The organism is Halorubrum ruber, assembly GCF_018228765.1.
In the GTDB taxonomy this organism is placed as follows: domain Archaea; phylum Halobacteriota; class Halobacteria; order Halobacteriales; family Haloferacaceae; genus Halorubrum; species Halorubrum ruber.
On sequence record NZ_CP073695.1, the window covers coordinates 2,878,829 to 2,895,262 of the forward strand.

Annotated in this window: 14 protein-coding genes; 5 read left to right on the plus strand and 9 right to left on the minus strand. The window is 67.5% G+C overall.

The genetic code is table 11. The features are described from left to right. Positions 1 to 86: 86 nt before the first annotated feature. The 4 genes from J7656_RS14245 to J7656_RS14260 form a co-directional block, all read right to left on the minus strand. On the minus strand, positions 87 to 1,148 hold the full coding sequence (locus J7656_RS14245; RefSeq protein WP_211553635.1) for a phosphotransacetylase family protein: 1,062 nt from the start codon (positions 1,146 to 1,148) through the stop codon (positions 87 to 89). Then, the gene (locus J7656_RS14250; protein ID WP_211553636.1) at positions 1,148 to 3,259 is read right to left on the minus strand and encodes an acetate--CoA ligase family protein; all 2,112 of its coding nucleotides are present in this window, start codon (positions 3,257 to 3,259) and stop codon (positions 1,148 to 1,150) included. The genes J7656_RS14245 and J7656_RS14250 overlap by 1 nt, the downstream gene beginning before the upstream one ends. Positions 3,260 to 3,366: 107 nt before the next feature. Next, positions 3,367 to 5,154: a PAS domain-containing protein gene (locus tag J7656_RS14255; protein WP_211553637.1), complete on the minus strand. Its 1,788-nt coding sequence runs from the start codon at positions 5,152 to 5,154 to the stop codon at positions 3,367 to 3,369. Positions 5,155 to 5,309: 155 nt separating this feature from the next. Next, positions 5,310 to 5,693 carry a winged helix-turn-helix domain-containing protein gene (locus J7656_RS14260; RefSeq protein ID WP_017342245.1) on the minus strand — a complete coding sequence of 128 codons (384 nt, stop codon included), beginning with the start codon at positions 5,691 to 5,693 and terminating at the stop codon, positions 5,310 to 5,312. Positions 5,694 to 5,807: 114 nt separating this feature from the next. Between J7656_RS14260 and J7656_RS14265 the strand changes: the two genes are divergently transcribed. The 4 genes from J7656_RS14265 to J7656_RS15335 all read left to right on the plus strand — a co-directional run bounded on the left by J7656_RS14265 (position 5,808) and on the right by J7656_RS15335 (position 7,573). Beyond that, on the plus strand, positions 5,808 to 6,440 hold the full coding sequence (locus J7656_RS14265) for a helix-turn-helix domain-containing protein (RefSeq protein ID WP_211553638.1): 633 nt from the start codon (positions 5,808 to 5,810) through the stop codon (positions 6,438 to 6,440). A gap of 74 nt (positions 6,441 to 6,514) precedes the next feature. After that, a complete protein-coding gene (locus J7656_RS14270) occupies positions 6,515 to 6,673 on the plus strand; it encodes a DUF7560 family zinc ribbon protein (RefSeq protein ID WP_017342243.1) in 159 nt (52 codons plus the stop codon). A gap of 137 nt (positions 6,674 to 6,810) precedes the next feature. Then, positions 6,811 to 7,266, plus strand: coding sequence for a pyridoxamine 5'-phosphate oxidase family protein (locus J7656_RS14275; RefSeq protein WP_211553639.1), 456 nt, complete (start codon positions 6,811 to 6,813; stop codon positions 7,264 to 7,266). A gap of 136 nt (positions 7,267 to 7,402) precedes the next feature. Further along, on the plus strand, positions 7,403 to 7,573 hold the full coding sequence (locus J7656_RS15335) for a hypothetical protein (RefSeq protein WP_484494416.1): 171 nt from the start codon (positions 7,403 to 7,405) through the stop codon (positions 7,571 to 7,573). 152 nt (positions 7,574 to 7,725) lie between these two features. On the opposite strand, the gene J7656_RS14280 is transcribed toward J7656_RS15335, so the two are convergent. The 5 genes from J7656_RS14280 to J7656_RS14300 form a co-directional block, all read right to left on the minus strand. Continuing rightward, on the minus strand, positions 7,726 to 8,175 hold the full coding sequence (locus J7656_RS14280; protein WP_249191469.1) for an HVO_A0114 family putative DNA-binding protein: 450 nt from the start codon (positions 8,173 to 8,175) through the stop codon (positions 7,726 to 7,728). 69 nt (positions 8,176 to 8,244) lie between these two features. Beyond that, the gene (locus tag J7656_RS14285) at positions 8,245 to 8,715 is read right to left on the minus strand and encodes a PIN domain-containing protein (RefSeq protein ID WP_211553640.1); all 471 of its coding nucleotides are present in this window, start codon (positions 8,713 to 8,715) and stop codon (positions 8,245 to 8,247) included. Next, entirely contained in the window at positions 8,712 to 8,963 is a 252-nt protein-coding gene (locus tag J7656_RS14290) for a hypothetical protein (RefSeq protein WP_017342237.1), read from the minus strand. Before J7656_RS14290 ends, J7656_RS14285 begins: the two co-directional genes overlap by 4 nt. Positions 8,964 to 9,221: 258 nt before the next feature. Beyond that, positions 9,222 to 11,819 carry a BGTF surface domain-containing protein gene (locus J7656_RS14295; protein WP_249191470.1) on the minus strand — a complete coding sequence of 866 codons (2,598 nt, stop codon included), beginning with the start codon at positions 11,817 to 11,819 and terminating at the stop codon, positions 9,222 to 9,224. Between the two features lie 495 nt (positions 11,820 to 12,314). After that, positions 12,315 to 14,819 (minus strand): hypothetical protein, encoded by a 2,505-nt coding sequence (locus tag J7656_RS14300; protein ID WP_211553641.1) that lies wholly within the window; start codon positions 14,817 to 14,819, stop codon positions 12,315 to 12,317. A 154-nt stretch (positions 14,820 to 14,973) separates the two neighbouring features. On the opposite strand from J7656_RS14300, the gene J7656_RS14305 reads away from it, so the two are divergent. Beyond that, a complete protein-coding gene (locus J7656_RS14305; protein ID WP_211553643.1) occupies positions 14,974 to 16,407 on the plus strand; it encodes a sugar transferase in 1,434 nt (477 codons plus the stop codon). Positions 16,408 to 16,434: the final 27 nt, after the last annotated feature.

A 16,434-nucleotide genomic window follows, 5' to 3' on the forward strand; every position in this document is an offset into this window, starting at 1 on the left:
ACCGTGAAAACAGTACGTCAGACGATCACGGATCGCGGGCGAACGCGACCACCGGTGCGGGCGAAACGGAAGGGTCGGCGTCCGGCTCAGACGAGCGCGTCGACGTCGACGTGGTCGCCGAGCAGTTCGGCCATCCGGTCGACCGTCCGAACGTCGCGCGTGCGCCCGCCGCGGACGACCTCCTCGGCGCGGTCGATGGCGGTGACCGTGTCGGTGTTCACCGCCAGCACGGGCTTGCCGGCGTCGGCCGCCTTGCCCAGCACCGCGCCCGAGGGACGGTGGCCGCCGGTGAGGACGAGGCAGGCGACCCCAGAGGCTTCGAGCGCGGCCGTCTGGACGTCCGCGCGGTCGCCGCCGGTGATGACCGCGGCGTCGCGGGCGCGCCGGAAGTAGCGGAGCGCCTCGTCGCCGCCCATCGCGCCGACGAGGAACCGCTCGACGAACGCGTCGGTGGGGGCGTCGGTGAGCAGTTCGGCGCCCAGCTCGTCGGCGAGCTCGCCGACCGTGACGCCCGCGAGCGACTTCTCGTGGGGGATCGCGCCGAAGACGGTGATCCCCTTCGATTCGAGGAACGGAATCCCGTCTTGGTCGAGCGACTCGAAGGCGTCGTCGGACACCTTGTTAAAGACGACGCCGACGAGGCGGTCACCGAACGCGTCGGCGGCCGCCAGCACCTCGTCCAAGTCGTTCGGCGAGCCGTACTCGGCGACGAGGACGACCCGCGCGTCGAGCAGCTCCGCGACGTCGACGTCGGTGAGGTCGACGACGCCGCCGGTGGTCCAGCTGCCGCCGCCCTCGACGAACACTTGGTCGTTGTCGGCGGCGATGTCGTCGTACTCCTCGCGGATCCGGTCGCGGAGCGCGGCCGGGTCCTCGGTGCCCCGGATCGCGCCCTCGACGAACGTCGGGGAGTAGACGACGGGCTCCATCTGGTGCATCTCGGCGTCGAGGCCGAGCACCTCGCGGGCGAGCATGGGGTCCTGGTCGAGCGTCTTGCCGACGTTCGACTGGAGCCGGGTGCCCTTCGGTTTCATGTAGCCGACGCTGCGGTCGCGGTCGGCGGCGAGCCGCGCTAAGGCGACGGTGATCGCTGTCTTTCCGGCGCTGTCTCCGGTTGCGGTGACGAGTGTGGTGGGTGTGTCTGTCATTAGTCTAGTTCCTCCGGATCGACGGTGAGTCTCACGTCGACGGCGGCGGCGTTCGTGCCGCCGTCGTCGTCGGGCAGTGCGACGAGCGGGTTGATATCCAGTTCGAGGATCGCCGGGAAGTCGGTGACCAGCTGCGAGAGCCGGCCGATCGTCTCGACCACGGCGTCGACGTCGACGGGGTCGCGGCCGCGAGCGCCGCGCAGGAGCGGCGCCGACTGGATCTCCTCGGTCATCTCGCGCGCCTCGGGTTCGGAGACGGGCGCGACGCGGAAGGTGGTGTCCTCCATCACCTCCACGAAGATGCCGCCGAGCCCGAACATCAGCAGCGGGCCGAACTGCGGGTCGCGGTTCATGCCGACGATCGTCTCGACGCCGTCGTCGAGATCGACCATCTCCTGTACCTGAACGCCGAGGACGGTCGCGTCCGGCTGGTAGTTGCGCGCGCGGGTGACGAGGTCCTCGTAGGTGTCGGCCACGTCCGCGTCGGCGACGCCGACGGCGACGCCGCCGATGTCGGACTTATGCAGGATGTCCGGCGAGACGATCTTCATCACAACGTCGCCGTCGACGCCCTCGGCGACCTCGCGGGCGCGCTCGGGCGAGTCGACGATCTCGCCGTCGGGCGTGGGGATCCCGTACGCGTCGAGCAGCTCCATCGCCTCGACGCCCAAGCGGTTGTCGTCGCGGTCGCGCACCGTCCCGAGGATCTCGCGGGCGCGCTCGCGGTCGACGTCGAACGACATGGGGGGCGCGTACTCGCGCGCCTTGATGTCGCGATAGCGCGCGAGCGTCGCGAGGCTCTCGATCCCGCGGGCGGGGTCGAAGTAACAGGGGATCCCCCGCGCCTGAAGCTGCTGTTTCGGCTCGCGGGTCCGGTCGCCGCCCATCAGGCAGGCCGCGACGGGCGCGTCCATCTCCTCGCTGACCGCCTCGATCGCGTCCGCGAGGTCGCCGAAGTCGATCGTCGCCGTCGGCGCGGCCAGCACGAGCGCGGCGCCGACGTTGTCGTCTTCGACGGTGATCTCCAGCGCCTCGCGGAACCGCTCGACGTCGGCGTCGCCGATCACGTCGACCGGGTTGTGGATGTTCGCCTCCTCGGGCATCGACGCGGCGAGGGCATCGCTCGTCTCGGCCGTGAACGACGCCATGTCGAGGTCGGCGTCCCCGACGGCGTCGGTCGCCATCACGCCGGGGCCGCCGGCGTTCGTGACGATGGCGACGCTGTCGGTGTCGGGCAGTGGCTGGCTCCCGAGGATGCCCGCCGAGTCGAACAGCTCGTCGACCGACTCCGCGCGGATGACGCCCGCCTGATCGAGGCCGGCCTCGTACGCCTTGTCGGAGCCCGCGAGCGTGCCGGTGTGCGAGGAGGCGGCCTGCGCGCCCGCGCTCGTCCGCCCGGACTTCACGGCGACGATCGGGGTGTCCTGGGTCGTCTCGCGGGCGGTCTCGATGAACTCGCGGCCGTCCTCGATCCCCTCGAGGTAGCCGATGATCACGTCGGTCTCCTCGTCGTCTCCCCAGTGGTCGACGAAGTCCGTCTCGTCGAGGACGGCCTTGTTGCCGAGCGAGACCACGTCCTTGAAGCCGATCCCGTTGTCGTTGGCCCAGTCGAGGACCGCGGTGACGAACGCGCCCGACTGGCTCATGAAGGAGAGCCCGCCCGGCAGCGCGTTCTCGGGGCCGAACGTCGCGTTCATCCCCGAGGGGGTCGACATGATCCCTAAGCTGTTGGGGCCGACGAGGTTGAGGTCGTACTCGTCGGCTAGCTCCGCGAGGCGACGCTCCCTCGCCGCTCCGTCCTCTCCCGTCTCGCCGAACCCGGCGGTGATCACGACGACGTTGCGGACACCCGCCTCGCCGCACGCCTCGATGGCGTCCAGCACGATGGACGGGGGGACGACGACGACCGCGACGTCGGCGTCCGCGTCGGCGACCTCGTCGACGCACGGCGTACCGAGCACCTCGTCGTAGTTCGGGTTGACGGGGACCGTGTCGCCGTCGAAGTCGTCGAGGAGATTCGACGTGACGGCGCGACCGACGGCGCCCTCGCGGGCGGTCGCGCCGACGACGGCGACCCGGTCCGGGTCGAACAGATCGTTGAGCGTACCCATCAACGCGGGAGTACGCGAAGCGACGGCTTAAGATCGGTGGGAGGTTCTTCGAAATCGGGTCCTATGGTGAACGATCGATCGGGTTTCGCTTGGCCGCCCGGCGATCCTCACGGCGGACCGGGGGCGGCGTCGGTGTCGTCGGGGTTGCGGTCCGCGGTCGACTCGCGGTCTCCGGTCGGCTCGCGGTCCGGAGCCGACTCACAGTCAGCGGATTCGTGGTCCACGACGGATTCGGCCGCGACGGATTCGGCCGGAACGGACTCGGTATCGGCGGACTCGGTATCGGCGGACTCGGCCGCAGCGGACCCGATATCGGTTGACTCGGAGGCGACCGCCTCGGAGCCGGCGACCGGCGCCGTCGCCCCGCCGTCCGGTTCGGCCGCGGCCGGCCGGACTTCGGAGACCGGCGGCGGGCCGCGGTCGGCCGCCGGGAAGGAGGGGTCGGCGTCGGCGTCGGGGACGCTGATTGTCACCTCGTTGCCGTCGGCGCCGGCGTCGAACGCGAGGTCGCCGCCGGAGCGGTCCGCGATCCAGTAGACGAGCCACAGCCCCATCCCGCCGGTGTGTCTGAGGTCGTCCATCTTCCATCGGTCGGTGATGGGGTCGCGCTCGGCCGGCGGGATCGGCGGCGCGTTGTCGCGGACCGCGATCTCGACACGGTCTGCGGGCGCGGTGACCTCGATCTCGACCGTCGGCGCCGCCTCCGCGTGCTCGATCGCGTTCTCGATCAGCTCGGCGATCGCGTAGTCGAGCTCGGGGTGCGTGAACGCGCGCACGTCGTCGGGACAGGCGACGGAGACGTCGGCGGGCGCCTCGCCCGCGTCGTCGACGGCGTCCGCCACCGCGCGCTCGACGAGCGGCGCGACCCGGAGCGGCTGGGGTGACTCGTGTTCCCGGAGCAGGTCGATCACGCCGCGCTGCTTCTCGGCCGTGGTCAGCAGGTCGTCGGCGACACGGCGGACCGTCTCCGCGTGGTCGATCAGGTCGGCGGCGAGCTCGGCCAGGTCGACGTCCGCGGGCACCGCGTCGCCCCCCTCGGTCGCCGTCGTGGCCGCGCTGACGGCGTCGTCGACGCGGTCGGCGATCCGCTCCGCGGTGCCGTCGACGACGTTCATGTCGTTGCGGATGGTGTGCCGGAGCAGGTTGTCCATCACCGTGAGCTGGCGCTCGCGGCGGTACTCGTCGGTGACGTCGCGGGCGAACCCGGTGACCGCGACGACCTCGCCGTCTTCCCGCACGGGGCGCGCGGGCACCCTGACCCAGGTGGTCGGGCCGTCCGGGGAGCCGATCCGGTAGTCGAGGTTCGTCGGATCGCCGGCGGAGAGCCGCTCCATCGCGCACTCGACGTCCGCCCGGTCGTCGGGGTGGACGGCCTCCAAGAACACTCGCGGCCGGCGTTCGAGGGTCTCGGGGGTGATTCCGAACACCGACTCGATCGCACCGTTAACGAACAGCAGTTCGCTCCAGTCGGCGCTGAACATCCACAACACGTCCGGCGACGTCGAGGCGATGGTCTCCAGGCGCCGCCGGGACTCGACTTCGAGGGTAATGTCGCGAGAGCTCAGCGCGTAGCCGTCGAGACCGGTCTCCGCCGGCGGAAACACGCGAGTGCGGAACCACACCCAGTCGCCGTCGGCGGTCCGGTAGCGGTACTCTAAGGGAGCGTCCGGGCGCGTGCCGTCGGCGACGAGCGCCTCGAACGCCGTCCGGACGCGGTCGACGTCGTCGGGGTGAACCAGGTCGAACGCGTCCGTCCCGACGAGCTCGTCCGGGTCGTATCCGAGCAGGTCGCGGGTGGCCGCGTTGAGGTACCGGAACCGGCCCGCCTCGTCGATCACCGCGATTTTGTCCTGCGCGAGATCGATGAGGGTCTCTGGCTCCGGCGAGCGAGACATATCGGGGACCACCCTGAACTGAAATAAAACGTTGGCCGTTCGATTATCAGATTCGAAACGCAGCCGCGCGGCGCGGCGGCGCGGCGGCGGTGCGACGGTGTAGCGCGGCGGTGTAGCGCGGCGGCGACGTGGCGACCCACCGCCGGGAACGGCGGTCAGTCAGCCGAGACGCCGGGGACATCGAGCGCGGCGGCGAGAGGGTCGGCCCCGCCGTCGTCGACCGTGAGCGTCACGCCGTCGTCGCCGAGCTCGATCGCGGCGTCTCCGGCGTCGCGGACGTACTCGGCGGCGTGGTCGCCGTCCGGGTCGAACCGGACCCCCTCGGCGAGCAGCGGCGTCTCGCTCAGCAGCTCGACCTTCCGGTAGGCGGTCGAGAGCGCGATGTCGCAGTCGTCGGCGAGCTCGCTCGTCGTCTTTGGCGTCGCCGCCGCGGAAAGGATCGCCCGACAGTCGGCGTCGGCGAGCGCCTCGAACGTGGCGTCGAGCGCCGCGTCTCCCTCGGTCGTCGTCGCGTCGGTCGTGCGCGGGGGGCGTTTCATATCTGTAGAGAAGGGCTCCACGCCCCCGAACAGTGGCCCATCATATGCTGGGTGTTTTATACTGGGCGGCGCGCCCGCCAACGTTTTTGCCCGGGGCGGGTACGGACGAACGAGATGGGATCGGGAATCCGGGCGGAGGTCTCGCTGCCGACCGCGCTGTCCCCGTTCGACGGCGTCGTCGACGGGGCGACACCGGTCACCGAGGTCGCGCGCTGCGCGCCCGCCGACGACCGCGAGCGCGTGGTCGTGGAGTTCATCGCGGACGCCGACCTCTCGGTCCCCGAGGGAGTCGAGGTCGTCTTCGACTACGGCGGCCGGGCGGCGTACCGGTTCGAGGCGGCCGTCGACCCCGACTCGCCGTTCGTCGTCCTCGACCGCCACGAGACGCCAGTCTCGGAGGCGACGGTCCGCGACGGCCGGCTCCGGATCACCTTCCACGCGAGCGACCTGCCGACGCTGCGGTCGGTCTTAGAGGCGTTCCGCGACGCCTGTCCGGACATGGAGGTGAAGCGCTTACTCCAGTCGACGACGACACCGACGGAGTCGGACCTCGTGACCGTCGACCGGAGCGAGCTGACGGAGCGCCAGCGCGAGGTGCTGGCGGCCGCCTACGAGGCGGGCTACTTCGACCACCCGAAGGGGGCCAACGCCGGCGAGGTCGCCGAGTCGCTGGGGATCGGGCGCTCGACGTTCACGGAACACGTCGCGGCCGCCCAGCGGAAGCTGTTCGGGGCGCTGCTTAATTGAGGATCGTTCATCACATTTCGAACTCGCGAGAATCCGCGGCCCGTTTGATGAGCGTGGGGGTCGTACCCACAGGTATGGCGGGGCGATCCACCCACACCTTCGTCTGCCCGGAGTGTCGGCGCTCGATCGAGGTGGACGACGCGATACGGGAGACGCTGCTCGAGACGGGCTGCGTCGTCTGCGGGGCACCGGTCACCGAGGAGGACGTGGGCTCGGCGCCGGAGATGGGCTGAGCGGCGCCGTCGGCGACCGATCCGGAGCGCTCCGCCAGTGTCGTCGACACGGCGCAGCGGCGCCAGCCCCCCGCGAGCCCCCGCCCCGTCGCGCGTCGTCTCGTGCCCTTTATCACCTCGTGCGGAGACATTCGGGTATGCCGACGAACAGCGAGGTCGAGATGTCGCCGGCCGAGGTGGACGCGCACCTGTCCCGCCACGAGACGGGGGTCCTCGCGCTCGCGCGCGGCGACGCGCCGTACGCCATCCCGATCTCCTACGGGTACGACGCCGACGAGCGCGCGCTGTACCTCCGGCTGGTGTCGACGCCCGACAGCGAGAAGCGCGAGTTCCTCGCGTCGACGCCGGAGGCCCGCGTGGTCGTCTACGAAGAGGACGGCGACGAGTACGCGAGCGTCGTCGGCGTCGGCCCGCTCGAACGAGTCGACCTCGACGAGCTCACCCCCGAGACGATCGCGCAGTACGGCGAGACGCAGCGCCCGCTGTTCGAGATCTGGGCCGACGACAAGCCGGAGCTGGACATCGAGCTCTACCGCTTCACGCCGGAGACGTTGACCGGGCGGACAGTCGTCGTCGAGCGCGACGAGGAGTAGGCGGTCTGGGTGGTGACCGATCGGAGACAGTGAGGCGAGGATCGGGCCTGCGGAACGAACGATGATTTTGTGGTTGACATTCTCCCTGCCCTGAGGAGCGGGATTTTTATTTTGTAACTTCCAGAACACCACACAGATAGCGTCCAGTAGCGATTCCACAACCTCGGTCGATGACGAAGTCCGCAGCCTGTACGAGCGGTATCAGTCGGCCGAAACGGACGCGGAACGCCGAGCGATCGCCTTGAAGATGGGTGAACTCGACGGTCGACGACACGCGGTCATCTACGAGCAGCTCGAAACAGAGTAACTGTTTTTCCGGATCCCGGCTCTCAGTGCGACTCGATTCGAACGCGCTCGCCGAGCATCGTCCGCTGCGAGCGCCGCCGCTGGCGGCGTGAGCGTGACGAGGAGTAGCGATTTTCTGATCTGCCGGCGTTCGTTTCGCGTTCTCGGGAGGAGTCACGGCGCGGCAGCGGCCGCGTCGTCGGCCTCCGGATCGAACGGGAGGTTGATGACGAGTTCGTCGAACCAGACGACCGGGCGCTTGCGCTGGCCGTCTTCCTCGAAGAAGATGATTCCCAGTCGGGCGAGCCGACCGAGTTCCTCGTGGACGTTCTTCACGTCCCGGTCGACGACCCGTGCGGCCTCATTGATGCTGGCCGGCTCGTCTCGGCGGACCGCTTCAATGAGATCGAGGACACGCGGCGTCAGCGTCGCCATGAGGTCGTCGTAGCTGGCGAACGCGAGCGTCGGCGTGGCGTCGGTCGCGTCGCCCCGTTCGAGCGTCTCGATCGCGTCGGTGACGTCGTCGTGGAACTCGCCGGACGAGTTCACGGTCACGACGAGGGTCGATTCGGCTCGAAGCCGTTCGCGCTCCATCGGGTGTAGCGGCGGCGTGGTGTCGGTCATGGATATCACCGTGGCGTCGTCGGTCAGTGAGGCCACCCATTCATTGGTACACAGACCAATGGTATCAGGTTATTGTTCATCGAGCATTTGGATGCCACGCTCTATGACCGTCTCAGAGATGAACAAACTCGTTTCACGTTGGAGTGCGCGCATACGAGATTTCGCCTCGTCTTTATCGAGTACCTCGCGACCGTAGCCGAGTGCGATAATGCCGACGGTACCGTGTACGTCGACGCCAGCGTCGGATGCGGCCTCCCGGGCAGCCAGGTCATCCGTCAGCAGGACGACGCTTCGATCCTTCGCGATCGCAATTGCGGCGCGCTCTCCCGCATCCAGTTCTGTTTCGTCAACTCGACGTTCGTCGGCTTCGATGAGTTCGTACGAGAGATCCGATAGCCCGGCAGGAACACCACCGGACTCGACTTCCTCGTAGACAGTCTTTGGAACGAGGAGTGTGTCGAACGTCGCGAGTAGTTCCAGCGAATCGATTTCGGCAAGATGAATGAGCGGTCCCGCGTCCGAGACTGCCGCGAGTGTCACGCGTTCAGGCCCCAGTCGACGTCGTCCTCGACGATCGAACACTCTCGGTCGGCACGCTCGACCGTCGCCCGCCCGACACGGTCGATCGCCGCGGCACGGTCGAGGTCGCCGGCGAGGTATTGCGCGAGGACGAGGTCTTCCCAGAGGGCTTCGAGGCCTCGTTCGAGGGCGCGCTCGAAGACCTCGGACTCGGAGAGCTCGCGAGCCGCCGCGATTTCGCGTACGCGGTCGGATATCTCAGCAGCCATACCGCGTCTTTGCCCGCCGACGTTCTTAAATCCGCGTCCGCCCGGAGAAATCCTAGATCCCGAACCGGGTCACGAGTCGTTCTGCTCGGAAGCGACGAGCGAACTCGGCGTCAGAACACGACACCCGATCACGACGAGCGCGAGCGCCGCCGCTCGCTGTCGCTCAGCAGTCGAGCGCGATAAAGAAAGACCGCGTGTGGGTCGGCCCGCGTGGGCCGATGGTTGGAGGCTACGGGTCGCGACCGTTAGACAACGATGTTACTCGTTGCGGCGGGTCGCGAGCAGCGCAGCGGCGATGAGCGCGACGAGCGCGACGAGCGCACCGAAGCCGGGCGTGCCGTCTTCGGTCTCACCGTCACCTTCGCCGTCGCCTTCACCGTCGCCTTCGCCGTCGCCTTCGCCGTCACCTTCGCCGTCACCTTCGCCGTCGCCTTCGCCGTCGCCTTCGCCGTCACCCTCACCATCGCCTTCGCCGTCGCCGTCGTCGGCGGCCTCGATGGTCAGCGTGCCGGTTGCCTCGTCGTCGTCAGTCGCGACGCCGTGCTCGTAGTCGCCGGCCTCGAGGCCGGACGTGTCGGCGGTGAACTCAACCGTCTGGGTCGCGCCGGATTCCAGCGTGACCTCAGTCGTGTCGAGCTCCTCGCCGTCGAGCGTGAGCGCGACGGTCTGCGTGCCTTCCGCGTCGCCGGTGTTCTCGATCGTCGCGGAGACGTCGACCGAGTCACCAGCGGTCGCGGTGGCTTCCTGCGGGCTCAGGTCGGAGACCTCGAAGGTCGCCTCGCCCTCGCCGCCGCCGACCGATTCGACGACCGTGCCGTCGGCCTCAGCCTGCTCCGCGAACGGAGCGTTCTGAGTGGTCACGGTGAAGTTGTTGCCCACAGAGGCGTCGCTGAAGTCGAGCTCGTCGGCAGTGAACGTGCCGTCGGCCGAGACTTCAACGCTGGACTGCGAGACAACGAAGCCGGGGGTGACGTCGTCGGCCGAGCGAGCACGGATGTTAAGCGTGTTGCCGGGCGCGACGTTCGTCGTACCCTCAATGACCTGACCCTCAGCGTTCGTGACTTCCACCGGCGTATCGAACTCGCCCGTGGGCTCCACGACACTGAACTGGGTCGTTACGGTCTGGTAGAAGTCGCTGATGTCACCGTCGTCGAGCTCCTCCTGGTTCGGGTTGAGGAGCCGTTCGTCCTTGATGCGGAGACGGACGTTGAACTCGTCGTCGAAGGCAACACTGCGACTATCCTGTTCGAGCTGGACGTCCTGACTGCGGAACGCGATGTAGTACGCGCCGTCACCCTCGATGACGGAGATGCCGTCACCGGTGGTGGCCGTCTCGGAGAGGTTGACGGTCTTCGGCTGCGAGTTCGGCGGCGTAGTCGCGTCAGTCTGCTGGATGCGGAGATCGATGCCGCTGCGGTCGTCACCGCTCAGCGCACCGAGCAGGCCGGTTTTGTCGTCGAACGTGGCGTTCTCGTTGGAGAGGCCAGCAGCGAAGAGACCCTCAAGGCCGGTCGCTTCGACCTCGTGGATAATGTAGTCGCCGTTGGCGATCTCGCTCTGCTGAACGACCGTGCCGTTCTCGGCCGCGTTCAGGATGTCCTCCTCGTTTTCAACATCGTCGAAGACCTCTTCCGAGGTTGTCCAGATGTTGAAAGCGTCCACCGAGCGCTCCTCAATGGAGAGGTCGCCCACGGTGTCCGAGTTGTCGTTGTTGATCTGCTCGAAGCTCGTCGAGTCGAGCTCCATCGGGTACGTACCCGTGGCGAGGATGTCGTCGAGGTTGTCGCTACTCTGCGGGTTGGTGTCGTTCAGGCCGACAGACGGATCGTCGTCCTCGTACTCACCAACTACAGTGACGAGGTCACTATCCTCGGAGATGTTCGTACCAGCGGTGTACGTGTTGAATCCGAGCGTAACCTCGTCGTTGCCGTTGGCGTCAACGGTGACGTTCGCGGAGTAGCCGACCTCTTCCTCGTCGCCGATGCGGAGGAAGGCCTGATCAGCGTCACCCTCGAAGGTGAGCGTAATCTCGGCCACGTCACCCTGGTCGGCGGTGATGAAGCTGTTCTCGAAGTCAACCTCGCCCTCACCGATGTCGGAGACGTTGACGGTCGCGGTGTCTTCCGCGTCCGTGTCGGTCACGGAGAAGTCAACGTCGTACTCGCCGGCATCAACGTCGGTGAAGTCGATATCATGGTCGCCCTCAGCGTCCTCAATGAGGACCGCTTCCTCATCCGGGTCGAAGGTCGCGTTAGCGCTACCTTCGAGCTGAGTCGCGTCGTTGTCGAGGATGAAGTCGTAGTCCTCCTCGTCAGTCAGACCGTCGATCGACAGGGTGACGTTGTAGTCGTTCCGCAAGTCGGAACTGATCGAGAGCGTCGAGTCGGAACTCTCGCCGCCGTTGTCGACCTCAGTAGGGTCGAACTCGGCGTCAAGTCCCTGCTGGACAATCTCGAAGCTCGAATTGTTCCTGTCGAACTCAGAGGTACCAATGCTCTGGAGGAAGTAGTCTCCCGTCTGGAGACCATCAGTATCGAACTTTACATAGTCGCTACCGTTGGTATTTGTCTGAACCTGAAGTGAGGCAACCGGTGTCGACGAGTCGTCTCCGGTTGAGCGCCGGAGCTGGACGTCGTCGGTACTATCTACTTCTGTGCCTACGACAACGTTCTGACCGGAGTAGATAAGGCTACCCTGAAGGTCAGACGCGTTGTCGAAGTTTGCGTCTGCATCGACATCGTTGACTGCCGCCGCAGCGGGCGCAGCAGCGAAGCCAACGGCAACCATGGAAATAACCATGACTGCAGCAAAGAAGACCGAATTGGCCTTCTTGCGTGTACTATTGTCGTTTGTCATTGTTGTTGTTGTGGTCTGCGTCGCGACAGTCTGCTTTGTCCTCGCCTGAGTCGCCCGTTCGTCGTCTGCCAACATACTCGATGTGGAACAGCCGAACTTGGCGCGGATTACTCGCGGTCGTGTCGCATTGTGGGGTAGGGGCTGCGACCGATGATTGCGGCGGTTAGTATAAGTACTTTGTGTCGATCGAGGACGTGTGTGAATACGTCTCACAGGGTTCTGAGGGCGTGAGTCGGCCGTTTTCGATTTCGAGGCGTTCGTGCGGGAGCATCGACGGGTATATGAACTGAGGACTTTGTTGAGATTCAGTCGACCGAAACAGGTACAAGCCGAGATAACCATTGTTCGACCGGGCCTCTCGGACCCACGCGACCGAGCAGTCACACCGGCGGTAGGGGACGCTCGGTCGTTTGGGCCCGTTCGGCTCCGTCCTTCTGCGTGCGACGGATCGGCTCCGCTGTGCCCCGATTGCGCATCCGAAACGAAACGAAGCGCCTACGCCGACGGGACCGTCGTCTGGTTGCCCGCGAAGACGTCGTCGTCGGTCACTGTGACGCTACGGTTGCCCACCTGGTACTCGCCGGGATGTGCGACGCGAATCGTCGCGGTGCCGTCTGCGACCGTCGCGCTGCGCGCGTACTCGTACGTCGCGTCACCATCCCCACCATCGACCGTCACGGTCGTCGTCGCGGTCACCGCTTCGCCGCTTGGGTCCGCGATCACTATCGTCGCCCCGGGAACAACCGCGAACGTTCGCACACCGTCGTCGCTCGCGAGCAACTGATAGTGGCCGGTCGGCGCGGTGCCGTTGGCGCCGAGGCCCAGTCCCTCATGGAGCGCTGCGTAGGTGGTGTTCGCCGGTGCGCCCTCGCGATCGGTGATGACAACGTACCCGACCCGGCCTTGGAACCGATCGTACCAGTCATCCGGATCGGACGAGGCGAGGAACTGCTCGTGATTGCTCCGGGCGTAGCCGTAGCTCCGCGACTCGCCGTTCACGAAGTAGTTGTACATGCGGTTATCGCCCCATTGGCTCAACACGAAGTTCTGCGGGTACTCCCGGTCGACGCCCTCGGCGTGAGAATCGACCGTGAGCGCGGCGTCGAACTGCGCGCGATCGTGAGTTGTCTGCCCGACGAGCGACGGGACAAGCAGCAGATTGAACAGCAACACGACGAGGATCGTCGCGACAAGATACCCGCGCACCCGGGTGCCGTCCGGCAGTCCGAGCGACGTGATCGACCCCTCCTCGGATGCCGTGTCTTCGTTCCGAGCGCGAGGCGACTGGGAGTCGGAGTCGGCGGGCCGACCCACGACGGCGACGGGCCGCGCGATATCGATCGCCGACAGGAGATAGACGAGCCCGATCCCCGCGAACGGCGCGATCATGATCGCCAGCTGCCCCGCGAACCGGACCTGAACCGTCGCGAGCAGCGTGTAGTACCACGCGAAACAGACTAAGACGAGCCACCCCGGCTCGTAGCGGCGGGCGACCGCCCACGTCGCGACCGCGAGCACCGCGACCGCGAAGTAGAAGCCAAGCCCGAGCTGGAGCAGTGGGCCGAAGATCACCGCGAAGTCCGGGCTGAACAGCGAGGCCGTCTCGGAGATGCCCTCGCGGAAGAATAGGTCGTCCGCGCGCGTCCGAATACGTTCGATGTCACCCGGACGCAGGCGCGCGTAGGCGACGAGCCCGCCGACGGCGACGACGACCTCGGCCGCGACGAGCGCGAGCGGCGGCAGCGAGACGCGGCGCCACAACTCGCCAAGCCCGACCACCACGAGCGCGCCGCCCGCGACGAGGACGGGCGTCACCGCGGCGATCGACTCGTGCCACCCCAGCGCGAGGTGCGCGGCGAGCGCCCCACCGGCGCCGAGCGTAAGCCCGCCGAGCAGCGGCGCGTTGGCAGCGGCCGGCGAGATGTCGTGGCGTACGTCGAGGGCAACGCGGAGCCCGACGACGGCCGCGACTGGGACGAACGTGAGCGGCGAGCCGCCGTACGCGTGCGCAGACGCAGCCACGGCGACGGCGAGCCCGAGCGTAATTATCCACATCGTTGCGTCGCGTGCGTGCGCTCGGGCGGCCGTCTGCGCGCCAGTGTGTCCGATCCGCCGCGCGACGTCGACGCCGAGCGCGGTCAGCGTCGCGACGAGCAGTCCGAGCCACAGGTACTGGTGGGCCTGATGGTCGAGGAAGCCGACGGAGGTGTACACGACGTTCACCGGCGCGAGCCCGTAGAACAGCACCGCCGCGAGCGCGACGCGGACGTCGCCGGTGAGCAGTCGCGCGGTCCGGTAGACGAGGTACCCCAGACAGACGGACGCGACGACCGGGAGCCACGCGGCGACCGCGGGCGCGGCGTCAACACCGCCGAGCAGGACCGTCACCCACCAGTTCGTTGCGTGGGCGAGCGGGCGCGTGCCCGCGGCGCCGCCCATGTCGGCGAACAACCCCAGATCGAGGAGGCCGTCGGCGCGGGCTGCGAGCCGCTCCTGCCAGTACCGGAAGAAGTAGGTGTCGTTGGCCGGCGAGACGACGAACCCCTGCTGGAAAACCGCGGGTGCGGCGACGAGGCGCGCACCGGCGACCGCGAGGAGCGTCCCGACGAGCCCGAGCAGCGTGAGGGTGTCGACGTCGGCTAGAGTGGGGAGGCGCGACAGCATGGCGGAGGCGTCAGCGGACGACGTTGCGGCGAATCCTCCCTCGTCCGCGGCTGCCTCCTCGGCGGGCGCGTCCGCGCCGTCGGCTGGGGCAGCTCCCGCCTCGATCACGGCGCGGATCGCGTCCGGATTCTCGAGGCGGTAGCCGTCGTCGACGGACGTCGCGAGGTCGCGGGCGACGAGCTCGCCGAACTGGCCGGAGTCGAGGGCGATGTCGGCGAACGTCCACGGCGCTCCCTGAGCGTCGCGCTCAATGAGGGCCGCGAGGGCGTCCTCGGCCTCGGGATGGTCGGCGAGGAACTCGCGCGCTGCCGCGGTCGTCTCCTCTGGCGCGGGCATTGGCTGTCACCTATTGGGGACGCCGATTAGCGGTTTCGGTCGCGGGCGGAAGTCGGCCTCCGTGATGAGGGTGTCGTGAGGGTAGTCGGTTCCTACGCCGGTTCCGGGGCGGGAAACATAGTGTTTAACTCGGTACATGTGACTGTATTTGATAATGGATACGGGATGGCGGTACCGCGCCGCAAGCGTGGGAGGCGTCGCCGCGCTGGTCGGGCTCGCAGTGATGCTCGTCAACAACGGCGCCGTCCAGGCAATCGTGTCGACCGTGCCCGTCCTCGCCCGTCTCCCCGTGGACCCGCCCACCGGTGCGGAGTTCGTCATCGAGGTCGCGTTGACTGTCGTGGTCGTGACGGCTGCGTTCGTCCCGCTGTACAAGCCACGCCCACGGCGAATCCTCGACATCGTCGCGCTCGCGCACAAGCGCGTGTTCGTCGCGGTGTTTGCGCTCGCGACCATCGGCTACTTCGATTACACGTACAAGGTGCCGCGGCTGACACTGGTGTTGATCTCCCCGCTGCTGTTGGTCGTCTTACCGGCGTGGTTCATCTGGCTGCGCCGCCCCGAGGCCCGCAGCGAGCGCGCGATCATCGTCGGGGACGATCCCGAACAGATCGCCGAAGTCGCGCGTGGCACGGATCTCCCGCTACTCGGCTACCTCTGTCCGACGACGGTCCACGCGTTGACCGACCAGCAATCGGTCACCGAGAATCCCGGCGTCGGATCCGCCGGGGTCGCACACGCCGTGGACGGCGGTCGTCAATCGTCAGGGCTCGCTCGACTCGGCGGCCTCTCGCGGCTTGAGGATATCCTCGTCGAACAGGACGTCGACACGGTCGTGCTAGCGTTCGACGAGCCCGACCGAGCGGAGTTTTTCGGCGCGCTCGACGCGTGTTACGAACACGGGGTTGCCGCGAAGGTCCACCCGGCCCACGCGGACACGGTGTTGACGGACACGCCGGACCCGAACGCCACGCTCGTCGACGTCGAGATCGAGCCGTGGGACATCCAAGACTACATGTTCAAGCGCGGCTTCGATATCGCCTTCTCGCTGGCGGGGCTGCTCGCACTGTCGCCGGTAATCGTGGTTATCGCGCTCGCGGTCAAGCTTGAGGACGGCGGCCCGGTATTGTACCGGCAGGAGCGAACCGCGGTGTTCGGTGAGACGTTCCCCGTGTTCAAGTTCCGCTCGATGGCCCCGGAAGGGGAATCGGCGACGCCGATCGACGACGACGACAACGACCGGATCACGCGGGTGGGCCGGCTGCTCCGGCAGACACACCTCGATGAGATTCCCCAGCTGTGGTCGATTCTCCGCGGGGACATGAGCGTTGTTGGCCCGCGGGCGGTGTGGACCGAGGAGGAACACCTCCTCGAGGACGAAGCCGAGACGTGGCGCAAGCGGTGGTTCGTCAAGCCCGGCCTCACCGGCCTCGCACAGATCAACGACGCGAGCAGCGTCGATCCCGGGGCGAAGCTTCGGTACGACCTCCAGTACGTCCGCGAGCAGTCGTTTGCGTACGACCTGAAGATCGTGGCGCGCCAGCTCTGGAAGGTCGGCGAGGACGTGGTGACGGCGGTGTGGTCGTGACACTATCGAAAACATCCATTGGTCCCC